Here is a 25392-nt window from a genome sequence, read left to right as displayed (position 1 = left end):
GGCGCGAAAGCGGTGCGCGGCGGGCAGGAGCCCCGGGGGCGGAGGAAGAGGACAATGCGGGTCGGAGCCGGGTCTTGAGAATTCTGCACACATCGGACTGGCACCTGGGGCGCTCCTTCCACCGGGTCTCCCTGCTCGAAGCCCAGGCCGCCTATCTGGACCACCTGGTGGCGACGGTGCGCGAGCACGAGGTGGACGCGGTACTCGTCGCGGGTGATGTGTACGACAGGGCCGTTCCGCCGCTGTCCGCCGTCGAGCTCTTCGACGGCGCGCTGCACCGGCTCGCCGCCGTAGGCGTGCCCACCGTGATGATCTCCGGGAACCACGACTCGGCGCGCAGGCTGGGCGTCGGCGCGGGACTGATCGGGCGCGCCGGGATCCACCTGCGGACCGACCCCGCCGACTGCGCCACCCCCGTCGTCCTGCGGGACGCGCACGGCGAGGTGGCGTTCTACGGACTGCCCTACCTGGAACCGGCCCTGGTGAAGGACGTCCTCAAGGCGGAGCGGCCGGGACACGAAGCAGTGCTCACCGCCGCCATGGAGCGGGTGCGCGCGGATCTGGCGGCACGCCCGGACAGCACCCGCTCCGTGGTGCTCGCCCACGCCTTCGTCGCGGGCGGCGAGCCCAGCGACAGCGAGCGCGACATCACCGTCGGCGGGGTGGCCGCCGTACCCGCCGGGGTGTTCGACGGCGTCGACTACGTGGCCCTCGGCCATCTCCACGGCTGCCAGACGGTCACCGAACGCGTCCGCTACTCGGGCTCGCCGCTCGCGTACTCCTTCTCCGAGGTCACCCACCGCAAGACGATGTGGCTGATCGACCTCGACGCCTCGGGCACGGTCGCCGCCGAACGCGTCGACTGCCCGGTACCCCGCCCCCTGGCCAGACTCCGCGGACGTCTCGACGAGCTGGTCGACGACCCCGCGCTGGAGCGGCACCGGGAGTCCTGGATCGAGGCCACCCTGACCGACCCGGTGCGCCCGGTCGAGCCGATGGCCCGGCTTGTCGAGCGGTTCCCGCACACGCTCAGCCTCGTCTTCGAGCCCGACCGCGCCCCCGACGACCCGCTCGCCTCGTACGCGCAGCGCCTCAGGGGGCGCGACGACCAGCAGATCGCCGAGGACTTCGTGGCCCATGTGCGCGGCGGCTCCGCAGCCGACGAACAGGAACGAACGGTGCTGCGCGGCGCCTTCGACCACGTCCGGGTGGACGACGGCGTGCGCGAGGTGAACCGTTGAGACTCCACCGGCTCACCGTCACCGCCTTCGGGCCGTTCGGCACCACCCAGGAGATCGACTTCGACGCCCTCTCGTCGGCCGGGCTCTTCCTGCTGCACGGGCCGACCGGCGCCGGGAAGACCTCGGTCCTCGACGCGGTCTGCTACGCCCTCTACGGCGCGGTGCCCGGCGCCCGCCAGAGCCCCGGCACCTCCCTGCGCAGCGACCACGCCCCGGCGGACCTCGCCACCGAGGTCGGCCTGGAACTGACCGTCGGCGGCCGGCGCCTCGACATCACCCGGAGCCCCGCACAGCCCCGCCCCAAGAAGAAGGGCAGCGGCTTCACGACGGAGAAGGCCCAGAGCCGGCTGCGCGAGTACGACCCCGACGACGGCTGGCGGCCGCTCAGCCGTTCGCACCAGGAGATCGGCGAGGAGATCACCCAGCTCGTCGGGATGAGCCGGGAGCAGTTCTGCCAAGTGGTGCTCCTGCCGCAGGGCGACTTCGCACGCTTCCTGCGCGCCGATGCCGAGGCCCGCGGCAGACTCCTCGGCAGGCTCTTCGACACCCACCGCTTCGCCGCCGTCGAGGACCGCCTGGCCGAACTGCGCCGTGCCGCCGAGACCAAGGTCAGGGCCGGGGACGAGCGAGTTCTCGCGGTGGCCCAGCGGATCGCCCAGGCCGCCGGCCCCGCCGCGGGCGAATCCCCGCTCCCCGACCTCCAGCCCGGCGACCCGGGTCTCGCCGAGAGCGTGCTGGAGTGGGCCGCGACGGCCCGCAGCGGCGCCCGCGAACGGCTCGACATCGCCGCCTGTGTCCTGGCCATGGCCGAGGGCCGCCAGTCGGCCGCCCGCCTGGCCCTCGACCGTGAACGCGAACTCGCCGCACTCCAGCAGCGGTACGAGGAGACGCGGCGCCGCGCCGACGCACTCGAAGCCCGCCGCCCCGCACACGACCGGCACCACGAACGCCTCGCACGGGCCCGCAAGGCGGACCTCGTCGCGCCCGCCCTGGAGCTGTGCGAGGAGGCCGAACGCGCCTACCGCACGGCCTGCCGGGCCCGTGACCACGCCCGCGCGGTGCTGCCCGGCACCCTGGCCGACGCCGGTGCCGAACAGCTGGCGGAGCTGGAGCGACGGCTCCGCCAGGAGCTCGGCGGGCTCGACGCCGCACGGCGTGCCGAGCGGCGCAGCGCACAGATCGACACCGAGCGGGCCGTACTGGAGCGCCAGGCCAGGGCCGACGACGAGCTGATCCGCGAGGCGGAGGGCTGGCTGGCCGACTGGGAGTCCACCCGCGACGGCCTGCGGGCCCGTATCGAGGCGGCCCAGGAGGCCGCCACCCGCGCCGAACAGCTCGCCGGCCGGCTGGAGCCCGCCCGTGCGCGGCTGGACGCGGCCCGCCGCCGCGACGCGCTCGCCGCCCAGGTGTCGGCCGCCGCCGAACGGCTGACCACGGCCCGCGAGCGGACCGCCGAAGCCCATGAGACATGGCTGGAGCTGCGCGAACGGCGCCTGCGGGACATCGCGGCGGAACTGGCGGCTGAGCTGGTGGACGGGGCGGACTGCAAGGTCTGCGGCTCGGCCGACCACCCCCGGCCGGCCCGCGCCGCCGAGGGACATGTCGACAAAGCCGCCGAGGAGAGGGCCCTCGACAGCTACCGGCGCGCCGAGGAGGCGCGCAGCCGGGCCGACCGGGAGCTCGGGGCCGTACGCGAGCAGCACACGGCGGCCCGTGCGGCCGCCCGGTCGGCGGTGCCGCAGCCGAGGGGCGGGGCCGATGCCGCGGATCCCGCCACGTCCGGCTGCCTGACCGGGAGCGCGGCCGCCGGATCGGCCGGGGCGCCGTTGCCCGCCGGGACGGGTGAGGCGGCCGTCGGCCCGATCGGCACCGGGCCCGACGCCGACCCCACCGTCGCCCAACTCGCCACGCTCGTCGACCGGTTGGCGGGCCTGCACGCCGAGGCCCACCGCACCGCGGCCGGGATGCACGCCGCGCGTGAGGCACTCGCGGCCGCCGAGCGGGAACAGGCCGAACGGCTCGACGGGCGCCGGCTCGCCGAACGCCGGGCCGCGGCCCGCACCTCCCAGCGCGAGGGCCTGGACCGCGAACAGGCTGCGCTGGAAGCCGATCTGGTGGCAGCCCGGGGCGAGGCGGGCAGCGTGGCCGAACACGCCGCGCTGCTGGAACGCCGGGTCGCGCTGCTCGCCGCGGCCGCCGACGCGGTACGTGAGGAGGAGGCGGCCGCGCGGCGCCGCAAGGAGGCCGACGACCGGCTCGCGGATGCCGCGTTCCGGGCCGGGTTCGACACCCCGCAGGCCGCCGCCGACACCCTCCTCGACGAGGCCGCCCAGCGTGAACTCCAGCGGATCGTCGACGCCTGGCAGTCCGAGGCCGCGGCGGTGGCCGACCGGCTGGCGGAGACGGAGAGCAGGGCCGCCGCCGACCGTCCGCGGGCCGCGGTCGAGGCCGCGCGGGCCGCGTACGACACGGCCGAGAGGCTGCTGCGTGACGCCTCCGCAGCGCTGGCCGCCGCGCGCGAACGCTGCACCGAACTCGGCAGGCTCTCGCGCGGTGCCGCGGACGAGGTGCGCGGACTCGGCCCCCTGCGCGAGGAGTACGACCGGGTGGCACGGCTGGCCGGGCTCACCGCGGGCACCTCCGTGGACAACGAACGCAAGATGCGGCTGGAGTCGTATGTGCTCGCCGCCCGGCTGGAACAGGTCGCCGCCGCGGCCACCGCGCGGCTCCAGCGCATGTCGTCCGGCCGCTACACGCTGGTCCACTCCGACGCCCGCACCGGAGGCCGCAGATCGGGCCTGGGGCTGCATGTCGTCGATGCCTGGACCGGCCGCGAGCGCGACACGGCCACACTCTCGGGCGGCGAGACGTTCTTCGCCTCGCTCGCCCTGGCACTCGGCCTCGCCGATGTCGTCACCGACGAGGCGGGTGGTGTACGGCTGGACACCCTCTTCATCGACGAGGGCTTCGGCAGCCTGGACGACCAGACCCTCGACGAGGTGCTCGACGTACTGGACTCCCTGCGCGAACGGGACCGCAGCGTCGGCATCGTCAGCCATGTCGCCGACCTGCGCCGCCGCATTCCCGCACAGCTCGAAGTGGTGAAGGAACGCCACGGATCCGCGGTACGGCACCGCACCACCGGCGCGTTCAGCGGCTGATGGCGCGACGGGGGAGCGGCGAGGAGTAGACGACGCTGGTGGTCACCGAACCGAGGGTGCCGATCCTGCCCGAGACCTCCTCCAGATGACGCATCGAGCGGGCGGTGACCTTCAGCACGAAGCAGTCGTCACCGGTGACGTGGTGGGCCTCCACGATCTCCGGTGTCGTGTCGAGCAGATCGTGGAACGGCTTGTAGTGGCCGTTCGGATAGCGCAGCCGTACCAGGGCGAGGATCGGCAGCCCGAGCCGCTCCGGGTCGACCACCGCGGCGTAGCCGCTGATCACCCCTGCCTCCTCCAGCCTGCGCACCCGCTCGGTCACGGCGCTCGGGGACATCGCCACCGCGCGCGCCAGCTCGGCGAAGGACGCACGCCCCTCGCGTTGCAGGACATCGAGGATGCGCCAGTCGGTGGCGTCCGGGGAATAGTCGGTCATACCCGGGAGACAACAGGGAAATCCCCGGCGGATCAAGCGGTGTGCCAGGGATCTCGTCTTCCGGGAGTGGATCACCGACCATAGATTTCTGGACATGACATCGCAGCCCACCTCCACCGCGCCCCATTCCGTCCTCCGCGTCCCGCCGGCCTCACCGGCGGCGGCCGCCGCACACTTCGGTGCCTCGCTCGCCTTCCACACGGATGTCTCCGACGTCGCCGTCGCGTTCGCGGCCGACGGCGACCCGGGCTTCGTGCTCCTCGACGCGCGCTCCACCGAGTCCTGGGACCAGGGGCGCGTCCCCGGCGCGGTCCACCTGCCGACGGCGGCCGTCGCCGAGCGGGCCGGGAACCTTCTCGACCCGGCGGTCCCCGTGGTCACGTACTGCTGGGGGCCCGGCTGCAACGGCGCGGCGCGTGCCGCGCTCGCCCTCGCCGAACTCGGCTACCACGTCAAGGAGATGCTCGGCGGCTTCGAGTACTGGGTCCGCGAGGGCTTCGAGTTCGAGACCCGGGAGGGGCGCGAGCGGCGCGGCCCGGACCCGCTCACCGCACCGGCCGGCTCCGCCGACTGCGGCTGCTGACCGTCCCGGCCGTGGTGACCGGCCGGGCGTTCCGGCCGCGGACGTGTCCGGCGGCCGGGCTCACGGTGTGAACCGGGCCCGGTCGCCGTGGTGCCGCGCGGGGTGTCCGGTCAGAGCCGGGACAGCTCGTCGACGAGATCGTCGAGTCCGAGCGGCCCCTGGGAAAGGGCGGCCATGTGCCAGGCCTTGGCGTCGAACGCGTCGCCGTGCGCCTTGCGGGCGTTCTCCCGGCCCAGCAGCCAGGCGCGCTCGCCCAGCTTGTAGCCGATGGCCTGTCCCGGCATCGAGAGGTAACGGGTCAGTTCGCTCTCCACGAAGTCGGCCGGGCGGCCGCTGTGGTTGCCGAAGAACTCCTGGGCCAGATCAGGGGTCCACCGCTCGCCCGGGTGGAACGGGGAGTCCGCCGGGATCTCCATCTCGGCGTGCATGCCGATGTCCACGATCACCCGGCAGGCCCGCATCATCTGCGCGTCCAGATAGCCGAGGCGACGCTCCGCGTCCGGCAGGAAGCCCAGCTCGTCCATGAGCCGCTCCGCGTACAGCGCCCAGCCCTCGGCGTTGGCGCTGACCATGCCGATCGACGCCTGGTAGCGGGAGAGGCTGTCGGCGACATGTGTCCACTGCGCGATCTGCAGGTGGTGACCGGGCACGCCCTCGTGGTACCAGGTGGAGACCAGGTCGTAGACCGGGAAGCGGGTCTCGCCCATGGTGGGCAGCCAGGTGCGGCCGGGGCGCGAGAAGTCCTCGGACGGGCCCGTGTAATAGGGGGCCGCGGCGCCGCCGGGCGGTGCGATCCGGGACTCCACCTTCCGTACCCGCTCGGCGAGTTCGAAGTGCGTGCCGTCGAGTGCCTCGATGGCCTCGTCCATCAGGCCCTGCAGCCAGGCCTGGGCCTCGTCGACGCCCTCGATGTGCTTGCCGTGCACATCGAGATGGGCCAGCGCCTCCCAGGGACCGGCGCCGGGCAGCACCTTCTCGGCCTCGGTCCGCATCTCGGCGAGCAGCCGGTGGTACTCGGACCAGCCGTACGCGTACGCCTCGTCGAGGTCCAGGTCGGTGCCGTTGAAGTAGCGCGACCAGCGGGCGTAGCGCTCGCGGCCCACCGTGTCCGGCGCACCCTCGATCGCGGGGGCGTACACATCGCGCATCCAGTCGCGAAGGGCCGCGACCGACTCCGTGGCCTGCCGGGCGCCGTCGTCCAGATCGGCCCGCAGCCCCTCGGGTCCGGCGGCCACGAACTCCTGGAAGAAGCCCGGACCGCTGTCTCCGGCCCACTCGTCGAGCTGGCCGATGAAGGTGGCGGTGGCGCGCGGACCGCCGAAGAGCTTGCGGTCCAGACCGAGCGCGAGGGACTCGCGGTAGCCCTCCAGCGCGGCGGGCACCGCGCGCAGCCGGTCCACGACCGCCGCCCAGTCCTCGTCGGTCGCGGTCGGAGTCACCGTGAACACCTCACGGATGCTGTGCGCCGGGGAGGCCAGATTGGAGACCGTGCGCAGCCCCTCACCGGCGTCATGAACGGCGAGTTCGGCCGTGAGCCGCTCGCGCAGAAGGCGGCCGCAGCGGCGCTCGGCGTCGCTGTCCGCGCCGGGCAGCCGCTCGGCGGCATCGAGTTGGGCGAGGGTGGTGCGGGCCAGCTCGGCGAGGGCCTTCTGTCCGGCGGGGGAGAAGTCGGGAAGGCGGCGCGAGCTCTCCGCGACTCCGAGATATGTGCCGGTGACCGGGTCGAGTTCGATGAATGCCTCGACGTAGGTGTCGGCGATCTGGCGGGGCAGCGCGCTGCTGGAAGTGTCTGACATGTGGACATCTTCGTACGGCGGGGGCTTCCGCGTCATCATCATTCGGCCTCAGTGGCCCGACTCCGCCGATTCTGCGGACGGCGGCAGCAGCGGGCCGCACTCCCACTGCTGGAAGATCAGCCTGGTCTCGACCCGCGCCACCTCACGGCGCGAGGTGAATTCGTCCAGCACGAGGCGTTGCAGATCGGCCGTGTCCGTGACCGCGACATGGACCAGATAGTCGTCGGGTCCGGTCAGATGGAACAGCGCACGGGACTCCGGCAGCGTCCTGATGCGTTCGACGAACGGCCCGATGAGCTCTCTGCGGTGCGGCCGGACCTGCACGGAGAGCAGCGCCTCCAGGCCGCGGCCGAGCCGCGCCGGGTCCAGCCGCAACTGGTGGCCGAGAATGACGCCCGAGCGCCGCAGTCTGGTCACCCGGTCCAGGCAGGTCGACGGTGCGACACCGACCTCGGCGGCCAGCTCGCGGTAGGTGGTCCGGGCATCGTTCTGCAGCAGTCGCAGAATGTGCAGATCCACCGGATCAAGAGCGACGGAATCGGCCATCTGCCGAACGTAGCACGGGAGATGATCCCCAGAGTCCGGTGCTTGTTCAGAGTGTTGGCATGGACACCGAATTCTCGACGGCGCCCCCGACCACATCCCGGTCCAGGGCGCTGGCCACCGAAGCCGTGCACGCGGGCCGCGACGATCTCGCCGCCCTCGGACTGCACACCCCGCCGATCGACCTGTCCACCACCTACCCCTCGTACGACTCAAGAGGAGAGGCGGAGCGGATCGACGGCTTCGCCACCACCGGCGCCAGACTCGAAGGGCCGCCCGTCTACGCACGGTTGGACAACCCGACGACGGCCCGGTTCGAGACCGCACTCGCCCGGCTCGAAGGGACCGAGAGCGCCGTGTCGTTCGCCAGCGGAATGGCGGCGCTCACCGCCGTGCTGCTGGCCCGCGCGAGCATGGGGCTGCGCCATGTGGTCGCTGTCCGGCCGCTCTACGGCTGCAGCGATCACCTGCTCGGCGCGGGGCTGCTGGGTACGGAGGTGACCTGGACCGACCCGGCGGGCATCGCGGAGGCGATCCGTCCGGACACCGGTCTGGTGATGGTGGAGACGCCCGCCAACCCGACCCTCGCCGAGGTCGACATCCGCGCGATCGCGCAGTCCTGCGGATCCGTGCCGCTGCTCGTCGACAACACCTTCGCCACTCCGGTGCTGCAGCGGCCCGTCGAGCACGGCGCCCGGATCGTGCTGCACAGCGCCACCAAGTACCTCGGCGGGCACGGTGATGTGATGGGCGGGGTCGTCGCCTGCGACGAGGAGTTCGCGGCCCGACTGCGGCAGGTCCGTTTCGCCACCGGCGGGGTGCTGCACCCGATGGCCGGATATCTGCTGCTGCGCGGATTGGCCACGCTTCCGGTACGGGTGCGGGCGGCGTCCGCGAGCGCCGCCGAACTGTCCCGCAGACTGGCCGCCGATCCGCGTATCGCCAGGGTCCACTACCCGGGACTGGGCGGCGCCATGGTCTCGTTCGAGGTGTACGGGGACCCGCACCGGGTGATCTCGGCCGTGCGGCTCATCACACCCGCGGTGAGCCTCGGCAGCGTGGACACCCTGATCCAGCATCCGGCCTCCATCAGCCATCGCATCGTGGCCGAGGGAGACCGGCGGGCCGCCGGCGTCGGGGACCGGCTGCTGCGCATGTCGGTCGGTCTGGAGGACGTCGAGGACCTGTGGGCCGATCTGTGCCGTGCGCTGAGCTCGCAGGAGCCCGAACGGGACACCGACGCGGCCGGGGCTTCGACGCGCGAGGTCCCCGTGGGCGGGGCCTCGGTGGACGGGGCCTCGGCGGCGGGAATCAGCGACCGGCCTCCTCGTACGGGGGCAGCGAGCGCACCGGTGCCGCACCCAGCCGGGCGGTGATGACCAGGGTGCCCTCCTCGATCTGGTAGTCGAGCGGCAGGGACAGCGCGCGCATGGCCGCGACCATGCCGGTGTTGGAGGACTGGGTGACGGCGTACACGCTCTCGCAGCCCGCCTCGACGGCGAGTGCCACCAGGCGGCTCAGGAGTTCGGAGCCGATCCCGCGGCGCTGCCAGTCGTCCTCGACGAGGAGGGCGACCTCGGTCTCGTCGCCGTCCCAGAGGAGATGGCCGAGGGCGACCAGCCGGCCCGAGGCGGTCTGCACGGCCAGCGTGCGGCCGAAGCGGGGGCTGAGCAGGTGGTCCAGATAGCGGTCGGCGTCGTGGACCGGCCCGTGGTAACGCAGCCGGAGGGTCCGGTCGGAGCAGCGGTCGTGCATCGCGCGTGCGGCCCGGAGGTCGCTGTGGTCCGCGCGGCGCACGGTGATCTCGTTGCCCTCGGGCAGGGTGAGCACATGCTCGCCGCGCGGGACACGGGGACCGAGCCGGGCATCGAGCTCGACCAGGGCACGCGCTCGGGCGAACTCGGTCGGTGTGAACGGGAGATGGGGCCGCTCGATCGTGATGGCACCCCCGGACGGGTCGCGCAGCCGCATCACCGTCTCCTCCAGCGCTCCTTCGACAGGCGCGGTCTCGCCGGTCTCCCGGCCGGTGACCGAGACGCCGGGCAGCGAGTGGATGGTGCAGCGGCCGAGCAGTTGTCGCAGGGCGAGCGGGAGCTCGGCGGCGTCCAGGGCGGTGCGGGTGGCGAGGCCCAGGACACGGGTCGGGGCGTCGACCAGATCGTGTGCGTCGGCCCGCTCGATCCAGGTCGAGCCGCCCCCGGCGGCGGAGATCGCCCGGCTCAGCTGCTGGGCCGAGAGCGGGGCGGGCGCACGCAGCAGGAACTCGTCGACCGTGCCCTCGGCCAGCGGGTGCGTCTGCAGGGTGAGGATGTCGACCCGGTGCCGGGCCAGGGCACCGCACAGCGCCGCCAGGCTGCCGGGGGCGTCCCGCACCGTGGTCCGCACCCGCCACAGCACCGTGTCCCCGGGAGACGGGGCCGGACCCGCGCCGGCGGGCGTACTCACCGGCGCGGTCGTGGCGGCATCGGCGTGGCGGTCGGGCACCGCGCCGTCGCCGTCCTCCTCGGCGGGGAAGCCGGTACCGGTCGGCGGCGGGGCGTGGCTGTGCCTCCGTGCCCACCAGGTGTGGAACGCGGCCGTCACCGCCAGGGCCACGGCCGAGGCGATCAGCAGGTACGGTCCGTCCGGCTGGTGCCCGATCAGGTTCGCGACGGCGTCGGCCACCGCGACCGCGGTGAACAGCGCGGCCAGCTCGGTCACGTCCCGCCGCCAGTGGTGGGAGTGGCGGGTGGTCTTCTTGGATGTCACATCAGTCACATCAGTCATGTCAGTCCTGTCAGCCCTGTCAGTCATGGATTCACTCTGACCGAGCGTTGTTGCCTGACCACGAACGCCCTGTGACCGATGGGTTAAGTGCGAATCTGATCCCTTTCCTGTGGATTTCGGCCATTGATTCCATCCGCCGAGAGCCTTCGCCCACGGGTATTCAGGGGCGCTCCGGCACGTTCCGGGGCACTCAGGCGGCGCTCCGGAGCGTTACGCCTGTTCCGCACTCCGCTCCCAGGCGTCCGCCAGGCGTCTCGCCTGACGGACCAGCTGCGAAGTCCCGCCGCGTACGGCCGTCTCGGCGAGCCCGGGTATCCGCTCGGCCTCCGCGGTGCCGCAGTGTTCGACGCATTCGGCGGCCACGGAGAGCAGGTCGCTCACCCCGCGAGGTGCCTTCTCGTGTACCAGCAGCCCCGGCAGCACACCGGTCAGTACGGACAGCATCGTCCGGTACGCGCCGGTGGCAGTGGCGGTACGGGCGGAATCCGCAAGCCGGCTGGGCTTGATCAGACCGTGGCCGAGGAGACTTGCCAACTGCTCGCCGAGCTGTGCCGCGTCCAGTCGCCCACGGGCGGCGAGCATCAGCAAGGCGTCCACCGCCGACAACCGGTCCTCCGCATACCGGGACCCCAGACCGTACGCCACCGTCAGATGAACGGCCTCGCCCGCGTGCGCGTCGAGTTCGGCCAGCAGCGTGAGCGGCCGGAGAGTGTCCCGTAGCTCGTCGATCGCGCCGGCCGCGACGCTCGGCAGCAGCCAGGCGGCCAGCGTCTCGGCGTCCTCGGGCAGGGTGGCGGTCCACTGCTCCGGGTGGCCGCCCCAGTGGTAGCAGAGGCGATGTGCCGGAATCTGCCGCCGACCCAGCCAATGGAAGGACCGGGGGAATTCGTCCTGGATGAACGGGCGTTCGCGGCTGGCCATCAGGAGACGGTGCGACCGGACGACCGTCTGCCCATTGCGGGTCTTCGTCTCCAGATCGAAGGGATGCACCTGGGCGAGTGGCTCGTCGGCCCGCAGCCATGCCGCCAACCGGTCCCCCTCAGGGGTGCCGAGCAGTGCGGCCGCCGCCATGGCCTCGTGCTGGTCGCCGCGACGCACACGCAGCAGGGCCTGGGCGAAATCGGCCTCGCCGGGCCGGATCCCGAGTAGCTGATACGCGCGCAGCCGCTCGACCAGCACGGCCGGGTCCAGCGAGCCGGTGTGCCAGGTGGGGAGGGCCAGCAGGAACGGGGCATCGCCGGTCAGCACCGCGTCGGCCGCCTCCCACAGCCGGGCCCTCAGGACTCCCTCCAGCGCGGCGTGGACGCAGGTCCCCGTGCCGGTCCAGGAAGCACGTCCCTCCTGCAACGCCTGTGCCGACACCTGTCCGAGCAGCGTGGCCGCGACGAGTCCGATCCCCGTCTCCGAACGAAACTGCCGCTCGATCGGCGCCTGCGATTCGCCGTCGAGCCACCACTCGCCCGCCAGCGTCTCACGCAAGGCGTCGGTCAACGCGGACCGGTCCAGCCGGGCATGGCGCACCAGCCCGTCCAGTGCCCGCTCGAAGACGGTGACGTCCGGAGCCGTCGATCTCGTCAGGACCACCACGTCCTCGACCAGCTCGGACAGCGTCGCGGGCGCCGGGTCGAGAAGCCGGGGGACCGGCGCCGGGGGCAGCAGCTCCTCGTACTCCTCCGTCCGTGACGGCCCGGCCGCCGGACCACCGAACACCTCGGCCACCATCGCGCGGTGCGCCGGCCCCAGCAGCGCGGCCGACCGGGCGAGTTCTTCCCGGACCGGGGCTCCGGCGGCGGGCAGATGCCGGCCCACGAGCTTGAGCGCCCGCTCCTGGATGTCGATGTCCTCGTGCTCGAACGCGCCCGCGACGACGGGCAGCAGTTCGTCGGTCGCCGACGGATCGCGGCGCAGCACCTTGCCGAGCAGCACGAGCTGGGACCGGACCAGCTTCTTCTCGGTGCGGAACAGCACCGACGCCGAGACATCCGCCAGAGCCCGCACGGAGAGCCCACCGCGCCCGTCCAGCCGGGTGAGCACCCCCTGGGCGTGACCGGCCACGGTGGAGATGCCGTCGGCGGCCATCCCGATCCAGTCCGGGAGCCGCTCCGCCTCCTCCTGCTCGGTCAGACCGAGCTCGCCCAGAATGGTGAGGAAGAAGCGCAGCTCGCTGGACCTGCCGCCACGCAGCAGCCGGGTCACGCAGCCGTCGACGAGCACCGACCGGTCCAGCAGTCCTTCCGCCGGGAGAGCGGCCAGCGTGCTGCCCCACCGACACGGATCGTCCGGCTGGTCGGTCCAGAGCATCTGCGGCGGCAGCTCCGGCACCTCGAAGATGCGCGGCAGGAGTGCCGCCGCGTACGGGTCGGCGCGGAGCACCTCGACGAGTGGCTTCCTGCGCCGCTGCTGCCACTGCCCCATGGTGACCTCATTGGCCCAGCCCCGCACGAAGCCCTCCGTCGTGGGCACGGGACACTGCGCCTTCTTCACCAGCCCGGAGATCAGCTCGTACGTGGTCTCCGCCGTCGCGGGCCGGGCCGCCAGCCGATGCGCGACATCACCGAGCCAGTCCGGTTCGCGGTCCGCCAGGGCCGCGAGGATCAGGGGGACGGGCGAGCGGTGCCAACCGGTCAGATCACGGCCGCCGATCCAGGTGGCGCACCCCGCGGCGCCCGTGTGGCACCCCGCACCGGCCACCAGCAGGGCCTTGGCGATCTTGCTCTGCTTCTCCCAGTGCCAGCCCCGCATTTCCTTCCGGAGGGCCTTCAGTTCGACCAGCGCCGCTCTGCGTTCCGCCCGGTCCATCCCGGCCAGCAGCGCCGGCACTTCGTGGGTGCGTGATTCCCGGACGGCGGTGAGCAGTTCCTTCATCGCACACCTCCGGCGAGCTGGATTCCGCGACGGACCATCCGGACGGCCAGGGCGTGCTTGCACGGGCCCCGCCGTCCTCGGTGGTCGACCCACCACTGACAGGTGCAGCTCAGCATTCCGTCCCTCTCCCTCACCTGATAGCGGCGCTCTCCCGAGGCCACGGCCGCCACGTCCCCGTCGCACACGACCGCACCCGAGTCGGCCAGCTGCCGGGCCGCCACCAGGCGCGGGTTGTGCCGTTCGGCCCGGTCGGCGTCGTACGGCAGCTCGCGGTGGAAGTAGGCCGCGTCGGCGAGGTCGTAGCCGACCCGGCCCGCCGTGCCCAGCCGGATGAGCGCCGCCCGTATCCGCTCCACCGTGAGACCGGACTGCTCGGCGAGGTCGGCGGTGTCGATCCGCGGCTCCCAGGCCAGCAGCACCGACACCAGCTCCGCGTCGGCCGCGGCGTCGTCGGTGGCCAGCGCGTCGAGCACCCCGCCCTCGCCCGAGAAGCCGCGGGAGGCATCGGGCGAGAGCGTCAGGGTGAGACGCATGCCCGGCAGTACGACCTCCCAGGCGCTCGCGGTCGCCGCCCCGTCGGTGACCGGCCCGTACACCCGTAGCGACGTGGCATGACGCAGCACCCGTTGCAGTGCGGCCAGCCGCTCGGGACCCGGCAGGCACACGGCCCCCGCCACCGGCCGGGTCGTCGGACGGAGCGTCTTGCCGGCGGGCACCACCCACCGGGCGCCCCGCGAGGAACCCCCCGACGAACGCGGTAGCGAACGGAGGAACCGGACGGCCTCGGCGGCCGGCAGTTCGGCCCGCAGATCGAAGCCGGCGGACGCCACTTGTGCCTCGGCGAAGCCGCGCAGCCACCGGTCGGGCAGCGGCACCTTCTTCTCCACGACCGGACCGTCCAGCGTGGTGACGGCCATCTCGTCCGGGCCCACCCGCAGATGCAGCGGATCGTCGCCCGCTATTCGCGAGAGCGCCTCCCGCAGCGGATTGTTGACGTCCACATTCGTGGTGCCGTGACCCGTCCGTGCACCGTCCAGACCCTCCTGGAGCACATCGAGGCGTGCGTACACCCCGCAGCAGCCGGAGAAGGACTCGAAGCGCAGACGGTCACCGTTGCCCGTCACCACCGGGTCGAGCGACGAGGGCAGGGTGCGCTGGTAGTAGCGCGTGGACGCCACGTCCGCCACGGCCAGCAGCCCCCGGGCCGCGACATCCGGCGACGTGAGGAAGCCGGAGAAGAACCGGGGGTGGGGCTCGGCGCCGCGCGGTGTGAGGCCACCGGCGGTCTCCAGACCGAGAAGCGGCCCCGCCTGCGAGGACTCCAGGGAGGACGGGCGTGCGTAGGCCAGTGCCTGAACGGATCGGGTCATGGAAAAACCGTAGAACCCACCACTGACAATCGGTCCCCGGCGACTGTCCGGGGACCGATCGCGGGGCGGTGGTTCACTGCCCGACGCACCCCGGCTGCAGCACCTTGGTGAAGAGTACGGAACCGCCCTGCGCCCGCAGACGCACGGTCAGTTCGCCGCTGTCGCCGTCGATGTCGACCTCTCCGAAGTACTGCGGCGACTCCATCGGTGACACGTTCGCCCGGTCCGGCGCCCGCACGAAGACCCGGTCGGGCCCGAACGTCGCGTCGAGCGCGTTCGCCTGGAACTGACCCGCCGCCAGCGGCCCCGACACGAATTCCCAGAACGGCGCGAAGTCCTTGAACACCGCACGCTCGGGCGCGTAGTGCTGCGCCGATGTGTAGTGCACATCCGCCGTCAGCCAGACCGTTCCGGTGATCCGGCGGTGCTTGATGAACCGCAGCAGTTCCGCGATCTGCAACTCCCGGCCGAGCGGGGCTCCGGGATCGCCCTGCGCGACCGCCTCGAAGTCCGTCTCACCATCGGTGACCACCAGTCCCAACGGCATGTCCGCGGCGATGACCTTCCACACGGCACGGGACCGGGACAGCTCGTGCTTGAGCCACCTCAGCTGCTCCGCACCGAGGATGCCCGTCGTGTCATCGGGCTGCCGGCCGGGGGAGTTGGCGTTGCGGAAGGACCGCATGTCGAGGACGAACACATCGAGCAGCGGCCCGTGTCGCACCACGCGGTGCATCCGGCCCTCACCGGAGCGGGCATGCAGCGTGGACACCGGGAAGTACTCGCCGAACGCCCGCATCGAACGGGCCGCGAGCACATCCACGTTCTTCTCGGTGTACCGGGCGTCGTCGAGGATCTGCCCGGGATACCAGTTGTTGCGCACCTCGTGGTCGTCCCACTGAACGATCGACGGCACCTGGGCGTTGAACGCACGGAGGTTGTGATCGAGCAGGTTGTACCGGAAGTTCCCGCGGTACTCGGCAAGGGTTTCGGCGACCTTCGCCTTCTCCTCGGTGGTGACATTGCGCCAGACCCGCCCGTCGGGCAGCGTCACACGCGGCTCGATCACCCCGTCCGCGTAGATGTTGTCACCGCTGCAGAGGAAGAAGTCCGGGTCGAGACGGCGCATCTCGTCGTACACCACGTAGCCGCCGATGTCCGGATTGATGCCCCAGCCCTGGCCCGCGATGTCGCCCGACCACAGGAAGCGCACCCCGTCCCGGCGTCGGGCGGGCGCCGTCCGGAACGTTCCGCGCACCGGCTCCCCGGTGCGGCGGGGGTCCTGGGGATCGGCGAGTGTCACCCGGTAGTGCACCTGCTCGCCCGGCGGCAGCCCGTACAGCGGTGTCGTCCCGGTGAAGTCGGTGCCGGATCCGACGAGTGGGCCGTGCCATGTGCGGGCCCGCCGGAAGGAGTCCGTCGCCGATGTCTCCACGATCATCCGGGCCGGCCGGTCCGACCGCACCCAGACCAGCGCGGAGGACGAGGTGACATCGCCGACCTGCACGCCCCACGCCGCGCGCGGCCGTCCGGACAGCGCGAAGGCGGGAGCCGCCGCGCCCACCGCGGGAAGCGCCAGCGCGGCCGGGACGGCGAGGGAACCTCGCAGCACACTGCGGCGGGCGGGGGACGGGATTCGCGGGCGGTCGGACATCGGGGCACCTCCGGGGCACTGGTCGGCGGACGAACGGGTGGCTGGGCGAGCGATTCCACCTTTGTGCCCGTCGGCGGCTCACACACCAACCTCAGATGAACACCCGGCTGCGGCCCCCGCCGGTCGCCGGTCCGTCCGTGTCCCGCTGGGCCGCAGCCAGCAGCCGTACGCCGTTCTCGATGTCGGACGGGGCCAGATGCGCGTAGCCGAGGACCAGGCGCACCGCCCGGTCCTCGCCGGGCGCGGTGCCACAGGCGCCGAGCGGCCGCAGGGCGACTCCGGCACCGGCCGCGCGCGCCAGGAACACCGGCTCCGGGCCGTACCGTTCGGGCAGCGCGGCGATGATGTGGAGACCTGCGGCGATCCCGCTCACCTCGGTGCCGGGGAAATGCTCCGCCAGCATCGATGTGAGCGTGTCGCGGCGTTCGCGGTAGGCGCGTTGACAGCGGCGCAGCTGCCGGTCGTAGCCGCCCCGGGTGATGAAGTCGGCGAGGACCGCCTGGTCGACGGCGGGATTCCCCAGATCCATCGTGCGCTTGCGGTCGACGATCTCGTCGGTCATCGCCGCGGGTGCCAGCAGCCAGCCCAGCCGGAGCCCGGGTGCCAGCGACTTGCTCACCGAGCCGGTGTACGCGACGCGCTCGGGGTCGAGCCCTTGAAGGGCTCCGACGGGTGCGCGGTCGTAGCGGAAGTCGCCGTCGTAGTCGTCCTCCACGATCAGTCCGTCCACGGCGCGCGCCCAGTCCAGAAGCCGGCTGCGCCGAGTGGCGGAGTAGGCGATTCCGGTGGGGAACTGGTGCGCCGGTGTGGTGACGGCCGCGCGCACGCCCGAGCGTACGAGGGGCTCGACGGCGAGGCCTTCGGCGTCGAGCGGCAGGCCGAGGGTGGTGATCCCCGCGGATGCGAACAGCGCGGAGTGTTCGGGACTTCCGGGGTCCTCGACACCGACGGTCCGCAGTCCCCGCCCGTGCAGCACGAACCCCAGCAGGGTCGTCGCCTGCGCCACGCCGGAGCACACCACCAGACGCTCCGGATCGGCTACCACCCCGCGGCGCCTGGACAGCAGCGCGGCCAGGGCGTCCCGCAGCGCGGGCAGCCCGCGCGGATCGGGATAGCCGAGCGCACCGTGCGGCAGCCGGCCGAGCACCGAGCGGTACGCGGCGGCCCAGGCACCGCGCGGGAACAGCGACAGGTCGGGTGTGCCGGGCCGGAAGTCCACGCGTACGCCCGCGGCGCGCGGCGCGAGATCACGCGCCCCCGGTACCGGCGCCCGGACCGACTCGCTCACCCAGGTACCCGCACCACGTCCGCTGCGCAGATAGCCCTCGGCCGTGAGCTGCTCGTACGCCTCGGTGACCAGTCCCCGCGACACCCGCAGATCGGTGGCGAGCGCACGGCTGGACGGCAGCCGCGTGCCGGGAACGAGACGGCCGGAGCGTACGGCTTCGCGCAGTGCCGACTGCAGGGCGCGACCGCGTCGGCGGGCCGGTTCCGCGGCGGCCGGAAGCAGCAACTCCCAGGCCGCGGAGCCGAACTCGTCGTTCCCTGAACGGTCCGGCTGCGGATTGGTCCCCGAAGACATCATGAAAGTGGACCTTAATCCGGTCCGCCCGGCTGCCTAGCGTCGGTTCCATGAACGTCAGCTCTCTGCGCGGGGCGCTCCTCGCCGCCTTCGCCTGCATCCTCGTGGGTGCCTCCTTCACCGCCAACAGTGTTCTGGGCGAGTATCCGTACGCGGGCGGCCAGGCCCTGCGCTACGGCCTCGCGGCCCTGCTGCTCGTGCCTCTCCTGACCCGCGACGGGCGGTCCCGGCCGATCGCCGTGCTGCGCACCCTCACCCCGCGCCAATGGGGACGGCTCGCGCTGCTGGCAGCCATCGGCATGGTCGGTTTCAACCTTGCCGTGCTCGGTGCGGAACGATCGGCGGAACCCGCCGTCCCCGGGGTGTTCGTCGGCTGTGCCCCGATCCTCGTCGCCGTACTCGTGCCGCTCGCCGACGGCCGTCGGCCCACGCGCACGGTCCTGTACGCGGCTGCGCTTGTCGCCGCCGGGGCCTTCACCGTCCAGGGCTGGGGGCGCACGGACCTGGCGGGCATCCTCTGTTCGGTCGGCGCTCTCGCGGGCGAGGTGGGTTTCGCCGTCCTGGCCGTACCGGTCCTGCGGCCGCTGGGGCCGAAGCTGCTCTCCGCCACGGTCTGCGGCATCGCCGCCGTCGAATCGGCCTGGCTCGGCGTGGTCCTGGACGGCAGCGGTTTTCTGCGGATGCCCACCGCGGCAGAGGCGACCGCGCTGCTGTGGCAGGCGGCCGTGGTCACCGTCATCGGGTTCGTCTGCTGGTACATGGGCATGCAACGCATCGGCGCCGAGCGCGCCACGCTGTTCTCCGGCCTGATCCCGGTCTCCGCCGCGCTCACCGCCCCGCTGGTCGGCGCCGGTTCGTACGGCACCGCACAGGCCGGCGGAAGCCTTCTGGTCGGGCTGGGTGTCGCCCTCGGATCGGGCGTCCTGACCCGGAACGGAGCGGCCCGGGGCGCGGAGGCGGCGCCCGGCACGGTCTCAGCGACTGGTGTCCAGAATGACGCGCGCCACGAGCGCCGGATCGTCGTTCATCGGCACATGACCGCAGCCCGGCAGCCGGACCAGCCGGGCGTCGGGGATGGTGTGCTTGGCCCTGATTCCCTGCCGACGCAGCAGGATCCGGTCCCGGCTGCCCCAGGCGACGGTCACGGGCAGCCCCGGCACATCGGCGGTGAACGCGGCGCTCCGCCCGGTGGCGAGCGTCCGGTGGAAGCCGGTGGCCTCGCGCAGGGCGAGGGTCTCCGCGACGACGGCATCGGGTGAACGACGGCCGGGCCGGGCGTAGATGGTGCTGGTCAGTGCCGTGCGCCCGGCCGCGCTGTGCGAGAGCCGCTCGATCAACGGGACCGGCATCGACAACGCGGCCTGCCGCATGGCCCGCAGCGTCCCGAACGCGTAGCGCCGCTCGCTCTCGGTCCAGAAACCGGCGGGCGACAGAGCCGTCACCGACCGCACGAGCTTCTCCCGGCCGAGCTCCAGCGCCAGCAGACCGCCGAGCGAATTGCCCGCCACATGCGGCCGGTCCAGGCCCAGTTCCTCACAGAACGAGCCGAGCACCCCGACCACGGTCGACAGGTCGTACGGCAGTCCGGCGGGCAGTTCCGGAGAGGCGCCGAAACCGGGGAGGTCGACGGCTATGACCTCCCGCTCCACGGCGAGTACGGACAACACCGGGTCCCAGGCCTGACGGTGGTGGCCGATGCCGTGGAGCAGGAGCAGCGGCTCACCGGAGCCGGTCCGTTCATACGCCACGGACACGGTCCGCGGGCCATTCGGTGAGTCGACGCTGAACGAGACCGTGGTGGCCATGCTGGTGCTCCCGGGGTGATCCGGCATGAAGGGGCCATGCCTGAAGGCGACTTAGACGTCTCGTCAATAACAATTACCGCTCAGTAGTCTGCAGTTCAAGAGGGGCGGGCGATTCGCGCTGGACAGGGTGCGACGGGTCGGCTGGGATGGAGGGGTGACAGCCGACACCGCGACTGATGTCTTCGAGAGCCACCGCCCCGTGCTCACCGGCGTCGCCTACCGCATGCTGGGTCGGATCGCCGATGCCGAGGACGTGGTGCAGGAGGCCTGGCTCCGCTGGTCCTCAGCCTCCCGCGAGGACGTACGGGAGCCGCGCGCCTTCCTCATGAGGATCATCACCCGCCTCGCCATCGACCGGCTGCGACAGGCGCAGTCCCGGCGTGAGGCGTACGTCGGCCCGTGGCTGCCGGAACCGCTCCGCACCGACTTCGGACCGGCGGTGCCCGACACCGCGGAACAGGCTGTCCTGGCGGACTCCGTATCGGTCGCCGTGCTCGTCGTCCTGGAGTCCCTCTCGCCGCTGGAACGAGCCGTCTTCGTGCTGCGCGAGGCGTTCGGCTTTCCATACGCGGAGATCGCCGAGGCGCTGGACCGGACCGAGGCCGCGGTGCGTCAGCTGGCGGGGCGTGCGCGGCGCCATGTGGAGGAGCGCAAACCGCGCTACGACGTCGACCCGGTCCATCGCCGTGACCTCACCGAGCGGTTCCTCGCCGCGGCGGCGGGCGGCGACATCGAGGAGCTGCTGGCCCTGCTCGCGCCGGACGCGCGCCTCGTCGGGGACAGCGGTGGAAAGTCCAAGGCGCCCTTGCGGGTCATCGAGAGCGCCGACAAGGTCGGGCGCTTCCTCTTCGCGGTCGCCCATGGTCAGGTCGAGGCCTTCGACTCCCGGCTCCTGGAGCTCAACGGCGGGCCGGGCCTGCTGCTGTTCCTGGGCGGGAAGGTCGACTCGGTCGTTCAGGTGGACGTCAGGGACGGGCTCATCCAGTGCGTATATATCGTGCGGAACCCTGACAAGCTCACACGTTTCTCGGACCTCCCGGAGGAGTAGCGGGCCCAGGGTTGGCGGACCGTTGCCTGCCTGCCTGCCTGCCTGCCTGCCTGCCTGCCTGCCTGCCGCACGTGCGGCCGGGGCCAGTGACTCCGGCTGTCCAGGGCTTGCGTCGCTTTGCTCGTGGAAGCCTCGCATTCTTCCTTTTTGTGGGGCTTTGTCCTGTGCTCGCCCCACAGCACTACGAACGTCCTGTGAACGCTCTGCGGCAGAGGCCCGTTTCGCTGCGTGACGGACCGAGGATTGGTCTTGACCAAGGGTGTGTACGGTCTTATGGTCTCAACGTTAAGACAGGAACCTTTAATAAATAACATCGCGGAATAGCCGCTGGGCGATTGCGGAGGACAGGGTGGGGACCACGCAGCTGGAATCGGTGCAGGAGCCGAAGTACTGGCACCTCAAGACCGTGCTCAGTGAGGCACTCGACTCGGACTTTGCGGTGGGAGAGATCCTGCCCAACGAGCGCGAGCTCGCCGCCCGTTTCGGAGTCGCCCGAGCCACGCTCCGGCAGGCGCTGGAGCAGCTCGAACTCGAAGGCAGGCTGCAGCGTCGCCGTGGCGTCGGGACCACCGTCGCCCCGCCGCGCGTCGGAGTCGCCGTCTCCACGGCGCAGCGGGACTGGTCCGGCGGCGGTGCGGTGGAGGCCTGGCAACCGGTGGACTGCACGACGGCGGTCGTGCCGTCCTCGGTGGCATCCGTGCTCGACGTGGAAGCCGACGAGCCGGTGCACATCGTGCGCCGGATCCGGGTGACCCACGGCCAGACGGTCGCGGCGGAACTCCTCTACGTCCCGTCGTCGTCCGTGCCCGAACTCTCCGCGATCGAGGCCCCGTCCGGACCCGCGCGGGCACGCGGAGTCCTGCGCGAGCTGCACCGTCTCGGTCTCGACGGCCAGGACCGGTCGGTGGAGCTCGGATCGGCACGGGCGGACGACGCCAAGGAACTCGACCGGCTTCCCGGTGCCCCCGTACTCGTCGTCACCACCCGCTACCTCGTGGCGGGCGGCACGGCCGCGCTCTCCGTCGCCACGTACCGGGCCGACACCTGCCGGCTCACCTTCGGGGACTCGGGTGACCTGGAGATCAGCCACCACGACCAGGAGCGCCAGGCGTCCTGAGCACGGTCGGCTCCGCCGACTCCCCGTCGGTACGTACGGCCCGTCGCGCTCAGCGGCGGGCCGTCACCGATCCCTCCACCGCGAAGAGCTGCTCCTCGACGTGGTCGAGTGCCAGCCGCAGGGCACCGGTGCCCACCGCTGCCTCGCCGAGCAGCGACAGCGTGACCCGCGGTGGCCGAAGGCAGTAGCGGGCCAGTTCGCTGCGGAGCGGATCCAGCACACCGTCCAGACCGGTGGCCCAGCCACCCACCACTACGAGCTCCGGGTCCAGCGCCAGCACCAGCGCCGCGACATCGTGCACCAGGCGCTGGATGAAGCGCTCGACCGCCGCCTGCGCCCGGACATCGCCCTGCCGGGCTTCCGCGAACACATGGGCGACCGCGGGTTCGTCCAAGGGATCGAGCGGGGTGTCGGTCGTGGAGAGAAGTCGCTCCGGCGTCACTTCACGTCCGAGCAGGTGCAGCGCACCGATCTCGCCCGCCGCGCCGCCGAAGCCGCGGTGCAGTCGTCCGCCGATCAGCGAACCGGCGCCCGGACTCAGCCCCGCCAGAACGAACACGATGTCGTCGGACTCGGTGGCCGCACCCTTCCAGTGCTCCGCGACGGCCGCGGCATTCGCGTCGTTCTCCACCAGAACGGGACAACGGAAGGAGCGCCTCAACCGCTCGCCCAGCGCGAGACCCGTCCAGCCGGGCAGGGCGGTCCCCAGCCGTACCGTCCCGTCCGCCTCCACGATGCCGGGACTGCCCACCCCCACCGCACGGAGGCTGCTCCGGGCCACCCCCGTCCGTCGCAGGAGGTCGGCCACCACGGCCCTGACCTTGTCGAGCCGGTCGTCGGCGCAGGCGGTCTCCGACACCTCGCGGGCACCCGCGCCGATGATCCGTCCATCCAGCCCCGACAGCAGTGCGGAGACGCGATGCGGGCCGATCTCGATGCCGAGCAGATGCCCGGCCTCGGCACGGAACCGGAACCGGCGGGCCGGACGCCCTTGACGCCGGGCCTCGCCCTCGTCCGGCACCGACTCGACGACCAGTCCGGCCTCGAAGAGCCCCTCCATGACGCCTTCGACCGTCGGACGGGACAGCCCGGTGATCCGGGTCAGGTCCGTCAGAGTAGGGGAGTCGGCGCCACGCAGAGCGTGCAGCACCACCGCGGAATTGATGCGTCGCAACAGCGATGGATCCCCACCGGTCAGCCGGCCCACGGTGTGTCCTCCCAGCTCGAGCGCATGTCAGGCGGATGGTACTCGCTGCCCAGGTACGGGGCGACCGTGGGCCGCGATGGGCTTCCCCGGCCGGGGACATCAGCCCGGAGCGACGAACCCGGATTCGTATGCCGCGATCACCGCCTGGGTGCGGTCCCTCGCACCCAACTTGGCCAGTACCGCGCTGACATGGGTCTTCACCGTCTCGACACCGACCACGAGCTTGGCGGCGATCTCCGCGTTCGACAGGCCACGGGCCATCAGCCGGAGGACCACGGATTCCCGCTCGGTGAGCGCCGCCCGGTCCATGGCGGCGCGCGCCTTGCTCGTCCCGTACTCGGCGGCGAGCTGCCGGACCGCCGCCGGGAAGAGCAGCGACTCGCCTTCTGCGACCAGACGTACCGCGTGCACGATTTCGGCGGGCCGGGCACGTTTGAGAAGGAAGCCGTCCGCACCGGCACGCAGCGCCTCGTAGACGTACTCGTCGTTCTCGAAGGTGGTCACCACGAGGATCTTCGGCGGATCCGGCACTGTGCGCAGCACCACTCGCGTGGCCTCGATGCCGTCCATCAAAGGCATCCGGACGTCAATGGCCACCACGTCGGGGCGCAGCTGACGCAGCAGTGGGATCACAGCGGCGCCGTCGCCTGCCTCGCCCACCACCTCGATATCGGGCTGAGCCTCCAGAACCGCGCGCAACCCCGCGCGGACAAGGGGCTCGTCGTCGACCAGAAGTACGCTAACCGGCATGGGGCCAGCCTACGGGCTGTCCAGTGGTCCCTGGTGGGCGTACGACATCGGCCGCACCACCCCGCCGTACTGGCGTCACGGCCAGGGACGCCTCGTATACCCATGGAGCCCCGGGCGCCCCGGGCGCCCCTGTCCGCCCGGTACGCAGGTGCCCCTCCGCCGTACGACGCGTGGCATGCGACGCCGCTCGTGGATTCACCGGGGCTCACGGGGCAACCCTCAGGCCGTCCAGCGGAAGGCTCGCGTGCACCCGCCATTCCCCCTCGTGTGGACCCGTCTCGGCCTTTCCACCCAGAAGCGAGGCCCGCTCCCGGATGCCCCGCAGCCCGCTCCCGCCCCCCGGCGCGACGGTCGCCCCACTAAGCGGATTGGTGACTTCCAACTCCAGTCGGCGGTTGGCGACAGTGATCCGCACGCGGACAGGGACCGCCCCCGAATGACGCAGCACGTTGGTGAGGGACTCCTGAAGAATGCGATACCCCTCGCGGGAGATCGCGCCAGGAACCTGTTCCAACGGCCCTGACACGTCCGCGTCGATCTTCGCACCCGAACCGCGCGCGGAGTCCAGGAGCCGGTCCGCTTCCACCAGCGTCGGCCGCTGTCCCACCGGTGTGCCCGATTCACGCAGCACCCGCAGGACCCGTTCCAGATCGTCGAGCGCGTCCCGGCCCGTCTCCTCGATCGCGGCCAGTGCCCGTTCGGTGAAATCCGGGTCCTGAGCCGCCCTGGCCGCGCCGGCCTGCACGACCGCGACCGTCAACGCGTGCCCGATCGAATCATGCAGCTCACGTGCGATGCGGTTGCGCTCCAGCAACTGCTCGGTGCGCTCCTCCAGAGCGGTCAACCGCTGCACCTGCGAGGGGCCGAGAAGACGTTGAGCGCTCGCGGTGGTCAGCCGGCCGCTGATCACGACGATGGGAAGCAGCATCAAGAGCGGCAGGGGCGCCAGCAGGGCATACCACCAGTGCGGCTCCGCTCCGCGGAAGAGCCATTCATCGCTGGGGCCGTTGCCGAAAGAGGTGAGAACGAGGTCCACCGTGGTTGCCGGCAGCCATACCGTGGCGAACCACACGGGGACAGCGAGCGCTATTCGTACCTCCAGCCACAGCACCGTTCTCCAGCGATCGGCCCAAGTGGTCGCTTTGGCCGCGGAGATCGTGGCGTGGGCGCTGCCTCTCTGCTCGGGCGCGAGCAGAAGCTGTGCCTGCACTCCCTCGGCGAGCCGCATCCCCGGCACGAGCCCGACCGGCACGGCGAGGAGCACGGGCACCCAGGGCGTGTTCGGCGAGATGAATACCCACACGCTGTAGCCCGCCATCGGGATGAGGAGATGGAGCCACCGGGTGTAGGTGGCCGATTCGGCGAGCGGGCGCAGGAGGCGGAACATGCAAGCCATCGTGTCAGTCCGAGTGGTCGTGGCGGCTCCCCCGAGAGAGGGAGACGATCCCCACCCGTGGGGGAGGTGAGA

18 protein-coding genes and 1 pseudogene are annotated in these 25392 nt (G+C 72.1%); 7 read left to right on the top strand and 12 right to left on the bottom strand.

Going from position 1 to position 25392, the window contains the following annotated elements; genetic code table 11:
* The first annotated feature begins 74 nt into the window (after positions 1 to 74).
* Together GA0115234_RS32515 and GA0115234_RS32510 are read left to right on the top strand one after the other, a co-directional pair.
* Positions 75 to 1241, top strand: a complete 1167-nt coding sequence (locus tag GA0115234_RS32515; protein WP_093548906.1) for an exonuclease SbcCD subunit D — start codon at positions 75 to 77, stop codon at positions 1239 to 1241.
* Positions 1238 to 4402 (top strand): AAA family ATPase, encoded by a 3165-nt coding sequence (locus tag GA0115234_RS32510; RefSeq protein WP_093548904.1) that lies wholly within the window; start codon positions 1238 to 1240, stop codon positions 4400 to 4402. The genes GA0115234_RS32515 and GA0115234_RS32510 overlap by 4 nt, the downstream gene beginning before the upstream one ends.
* On the opposite strand, the gene GA0115234_RS32505 is transcribed toward GA0115234_RS32510, so the two are convergent.
* The gene (locus tag GA0115234_RS32505) at positions 4392 to 4838 is read right to left on the bottom strand and encodes an Lrp/AsnC family transcriptional regulator (RefSeq protein WP_093548902.1); all 447 of its coding nucleotides are present in this window, start codon (positions 4836 to 4838) and stop codon (positions 4392 to 4394) included. The two genes, GA0115234_RS32510 and GA0115234_RS32505, sit on opposite strands and share 11 nt — an antisense overlap.
* Before the next feature lie 94 nt (positions 4839 to 4932).
* Between GA0115234_RS32505 and GA0115234_RS32500 the strand changes: the two genes are divergently transcribed.
* Positions 4933 to 5421 carry a rhodanese-like domain-containing protein gene (locus tag GA0115234_RS32500; protein ID WP_093548900.1) on the top strand — a complete coding sequence of 163 codons (489 nt, stop codon included), beginning with the start codon at positions 4933 to 4935 and terminating at the stop codon, positions 5419 to 5421.
* Positions 5422 to 5531: 110 nt separating this feature from the next.
* On the opposite strand, the gene GA0115234_RS32495 is transcribed toward GA0115234_RS32500, so the two are convergent.
* Positions 5532 to 7217, bottom strand: coding sequence for a DUF885 domain-containing protein (locus GA0115234_RS32495; RefSeq protein ID WP_093548973.1), 1686 nt, complete (start codon positions 7215 to 7217; stop codon positions 5532 to 5534).
* 48 nt (positions 7218 to 7265) lie between these two features.
* Positions 7266 to 7763, bottom strand: coding sequence for an Lrp/AsnC family transcriptional regulator (locus tag GA0115234_RS32490; RefSeq protein ID WP_093548898.1), 498 nt, complete (start codon positions 7761 to 7763; stop codon positions 7266 to 7268).
* Positions 7764 to 7822: 59 nt separating this feature from the next.
* Here GA0115234_RS32490 and GA0115234_RS32485 point away from each other — a divergent pair, with 59 nt between their 5' ends.
* A complete protein-coding gene (locus GA0115234_RS32485) occupies positions 7823 to 9136 on the top strand; it encodes a trans-sulfuration enzyme family protein (protein ID WP_093548896.1) in 1314 nt (437 codons plus the stop codon).
* On the opposite strand, the gene GA0115234_RS32480 is transcribed toward GA0115234_RS32485, so the two are convergent.
* From GA0115234_RS32480 to GA0115234_RS32460, 5 genes are all read right to left on the bottom strand, one after another.
* Positions 9072 to 10526: a GNAT family N-acetyltransferase gene (locus GA0115234_RS32480; RefSeq protein WP_202554400.1), complete on the bottom strand. Its 1455-nt coding sequence runs from the start codon at positions 10524 to 10526 to the stop codon at positions 9072 to 9074. The two genes, GA0115234_RS32485 and GA0115234_RS32480, sit on opposite strands and share 65 nt — an antisense overlap.
* A 210-nt stretch (positions 10527 to 10736) precedes the next feature.
* Positions 10737 to 13391 carry a DUF7824 domain-containing protein gene (locus GA0115234_RS32475; protein WP_093548892.1) on the bottom strand — a complete coding sequence of 885 codons (2655 nt, stop codon included), beginning with the start codon at positions 13389 to 13391 and terminating at the stop codon, positions 10737 to 10739.
* A complete protein-coding gene (locus GA0115234_RS32470) occupies positions 13388 to 14761 on the bottom strand; it encodes an SWIM zinc finger family protein (RefSeq protein WP_093548890.1) in 1374 nt (457 codons plus the stop codon). Before GA0115234_RS32470 ends, GA0115234_RS32475 begins: the two co-directional genes overlap by 4 nt.
* Positions 14762 to 14834: 73 nt before the next feature.
* Positions 14835 to 16415: an alkaline phosphatase D family protein gene (locus tag GA0115234_RS32465; RefSeq protein WP_093548888.1), complete on the bottom strand. Its 1581-nt coding sequence runs from the start codon at positions 16413 to 16415 to the stop codon at positions 14835 to 14837.
* A gap of 91 nt (positions 16416 to 16506) precedes the next feature.
* Positions 16507 to 18000, bottom strand: a complete 1494-nt coding sequence (locus GA0115234_RS32460; RefSeq protein ID WP_093548886.1) for a MocR-like pyridoxine biosynthesis transcription factor PdxR — start codon at positions 17998 to 18000, stop codon at positions 16507 to 16509.
* Positions 18001 to 18047: 47 nt separating this feature from the next.
* Here GA0115234_RS32460 and GA0115234_RS32455 point away from each other — a divergent pair.
* Positions 18048 to 18848, top strand: a pseudogene (locus GA0115234_RS32455) (DMT family transporter); the annotation flags it as partial.
* A gap of 123 nt (positions 18849 to 18971) precedes the next feature.
* Here the strand turns inward: GA0115234_RS32455 and GA0115234_RS32450 are convergent.
* Entirely contained in the window at positions 18972 to 19802 is an 831-nt protein-coding gene (locus tag GA0115234_RS32450) for an alpha/beta fold hydrolase (RefSeq protein ID WP_093548884.1), read from the bottom strand.
* A gap of 154 nt (positions 19803 to 19956) precedes the next feature.
* Here GA0115234_RS32450 and GA0115234_RS32445 point away from each other — a divergent pair, with 154 nt between their 5' ends.
* Both GA0115234_RS32445 and GA0115234_RS32440 read left to right on the top strand, forming a co-directional pair.
* Entirely contained in the window at positions 19957 to 20850 is an 894-nt protein-coding gene (locus GA0115234_RS32445; protein WP_093548882.1) for an RNA polymerase sigma-70 factor, read from the top strand.
* A 349-nt stretch (positions 20851 to 21199) separates the two neighbouring features.
* Positions 21200 to 21967: a GntR family transcriptional regulator gene (locus tag GA0115234_RS32440; RefSeq protein ID WP_093548880.1), complete on the top strand. Its 768-nt coding sequence runs from the start codon at positions 21200 to 21202 to the stop codon at positions 21965 to 21967.
* A 49-nt stretch (positions 21968 to 22016) separates the two neighbouring features.
* Here the strand turns inward: GA0115234_RS32440 and GA0115234_RS32435 are convergent, their stop codons facing one another.
* The 3 genes from GA0115234_RS32435 to GA0115234_RS32425 all read right to left on the bottom strand — a co-directional run bounded on the left by GA0115234_RS32435 (position 22017) and on the right by GA0115234_RS32425 (position 25311).
* Positions 22017 to 23174, bottom strand: coding sequence for an ROK family transcriptional regulator (locus GA0115234_RS32435; RefSeq protein ID WP_093548878.1), 1158 nt, complete (start codon positions 23172 to 23174; stop codon positions 22017 to 22019).
* A 99-nt stretch (positions 23175 to 23273) separates the two neighbouring features.
* Positions 23274 to 23924, bottom strand: a complete 651-nt coding sequence (locus GA0115234_RS32430; RefSeq protein WP_093548876.1) for a response regulator — start codon at positions 23922 to 23924, stop codon at positions 23274 to 23276.
* Between the two features lie 205 nt (positions 23925 to 24129).
* Positions 24130 to 25311: a sensor histidine kinase gene (locus tag GA0115234_RS32425; RefSeq protein WP_093548874.1), complete on the bottom strand. Its 1182-nt coding sequence runs from the start codon at positions 25309 to 25311 to the stop codon at positions 24130 to 24132.
* Positions 25312 to 25392: the final 81 nt, after the last annotated feature.

Source organism: Streptomyces sp. DvalAA-43, assembly GCF_900091725.1.
In the GTDB taxonomy this organism is placed as follows: domain Bacteria; phylum Actinomycetota; class Actinomycetes; order Streptomycetales; family Streptomycetaceae; genus Streptomyces; species Streptomyces pulveraceus.
Note: the sequence above shows the minus strand (reverse complement) of the source record. Positions and strands in the feature narration are given on the sequence as shown.

Excerpts from the sequence above, each read along its gene's own strand:
- GA0115234_RS32505 (WP_093548902.1), bottom strand. The coding sequence starts at position 4,838 with ATGACCGACTATTCCCCGGACGCCACCGACTGGCGCATCCTCGATGTC.
- GA0115234_RS32500 (WP_093548900.1), top strand. The coding sequence starts at position 4,933 with ATGACATCGCAGCCCACCTCCACCGCGCCCCATTCCGTCCTCCGCGTC.
- GA0115234_RS32495 (WP_093548973.1), bottom strand. The coding sequence starts at position 7,217 with ATGTCAGACACTTCCAGCAGCGCGCTGCCCCGCCAGATCGCCGACACC.
- GA0115234_RS32490 (WP_093548898.1), bottom strand. The coding sequence starts at position 7,763 with ATGGCCGATTCCGTCGCTCTTGATCCGGTGGATCTGCACATTCTGCGA.
- GA0115234_RS32485 (WP_093548896.1), top strand. The coding sequence starts at position 7,823 with ATGGACACCGAATTCTCGACGGCGCCCCCGACCACATCCCGGTCCAGG.
- GA0115234_RS32480 (WP_202554400.1), bottom strand. The coding sequence starts at position 10,526 with ATGACTGATGTGACTGATGTGACATCCAAGAAGACCACCCGCCACTCC.
- GA0115234_RS32475 (WP_093548892.1), bottom strand. The coding sequence starts at position 13,391 with ATGAAGGAACTGCTCACCGCCGTCCGGGAATCACGCACCCACGAAGTG.
- GA0115234_RS32470 (WP_093548890.1), bottom strand. The coding sequence starts at position 14,761 with ATGACCCGATCCGTTCAGGCACTGGCCTACGCACGCCCGTCCTCCCTG.
- GA0115234_RS32465 (WP_093548888.1), bottom strand. The coding sequence starts at position 16,415 with ATGTCCGACCGCCCGCGAATCCCGTCCCCCGCCCGCCGCAGTGTGCTG.
- GA0115234_RS32460 (WP_093548886.1), bottom strand. The coding sequence starts at position 18,000 with ATGATGTCTTCGGGGACCAATCCGCAGCCGGACCGTTCAGGGAACGAC.
- GA0115234_RS32450 (WP_093548884.1), bottom strand. The coding sequence starts at position 19,802 with ATGGCCACCACGGTCTCGTTCAGCGTCGACTCACCGAATGGCCCGCGG.
- GA0115234_RS32430 (WP_093548876.1), bottom strand. The coding sequence starts at position 23,924 with ATGCCGGTTAGCGTACTTCTGGTCGACGACGAGCCCCTTGTCCGCGCG.
- GA0115234_RS32425 (WP_093548874.1), bottom strand. The coding sequence starts at position 25,311 with ATGTTCCGCCTCCTGCGCCCGCTCGCCGAATCGGCCACCTACACCCGG.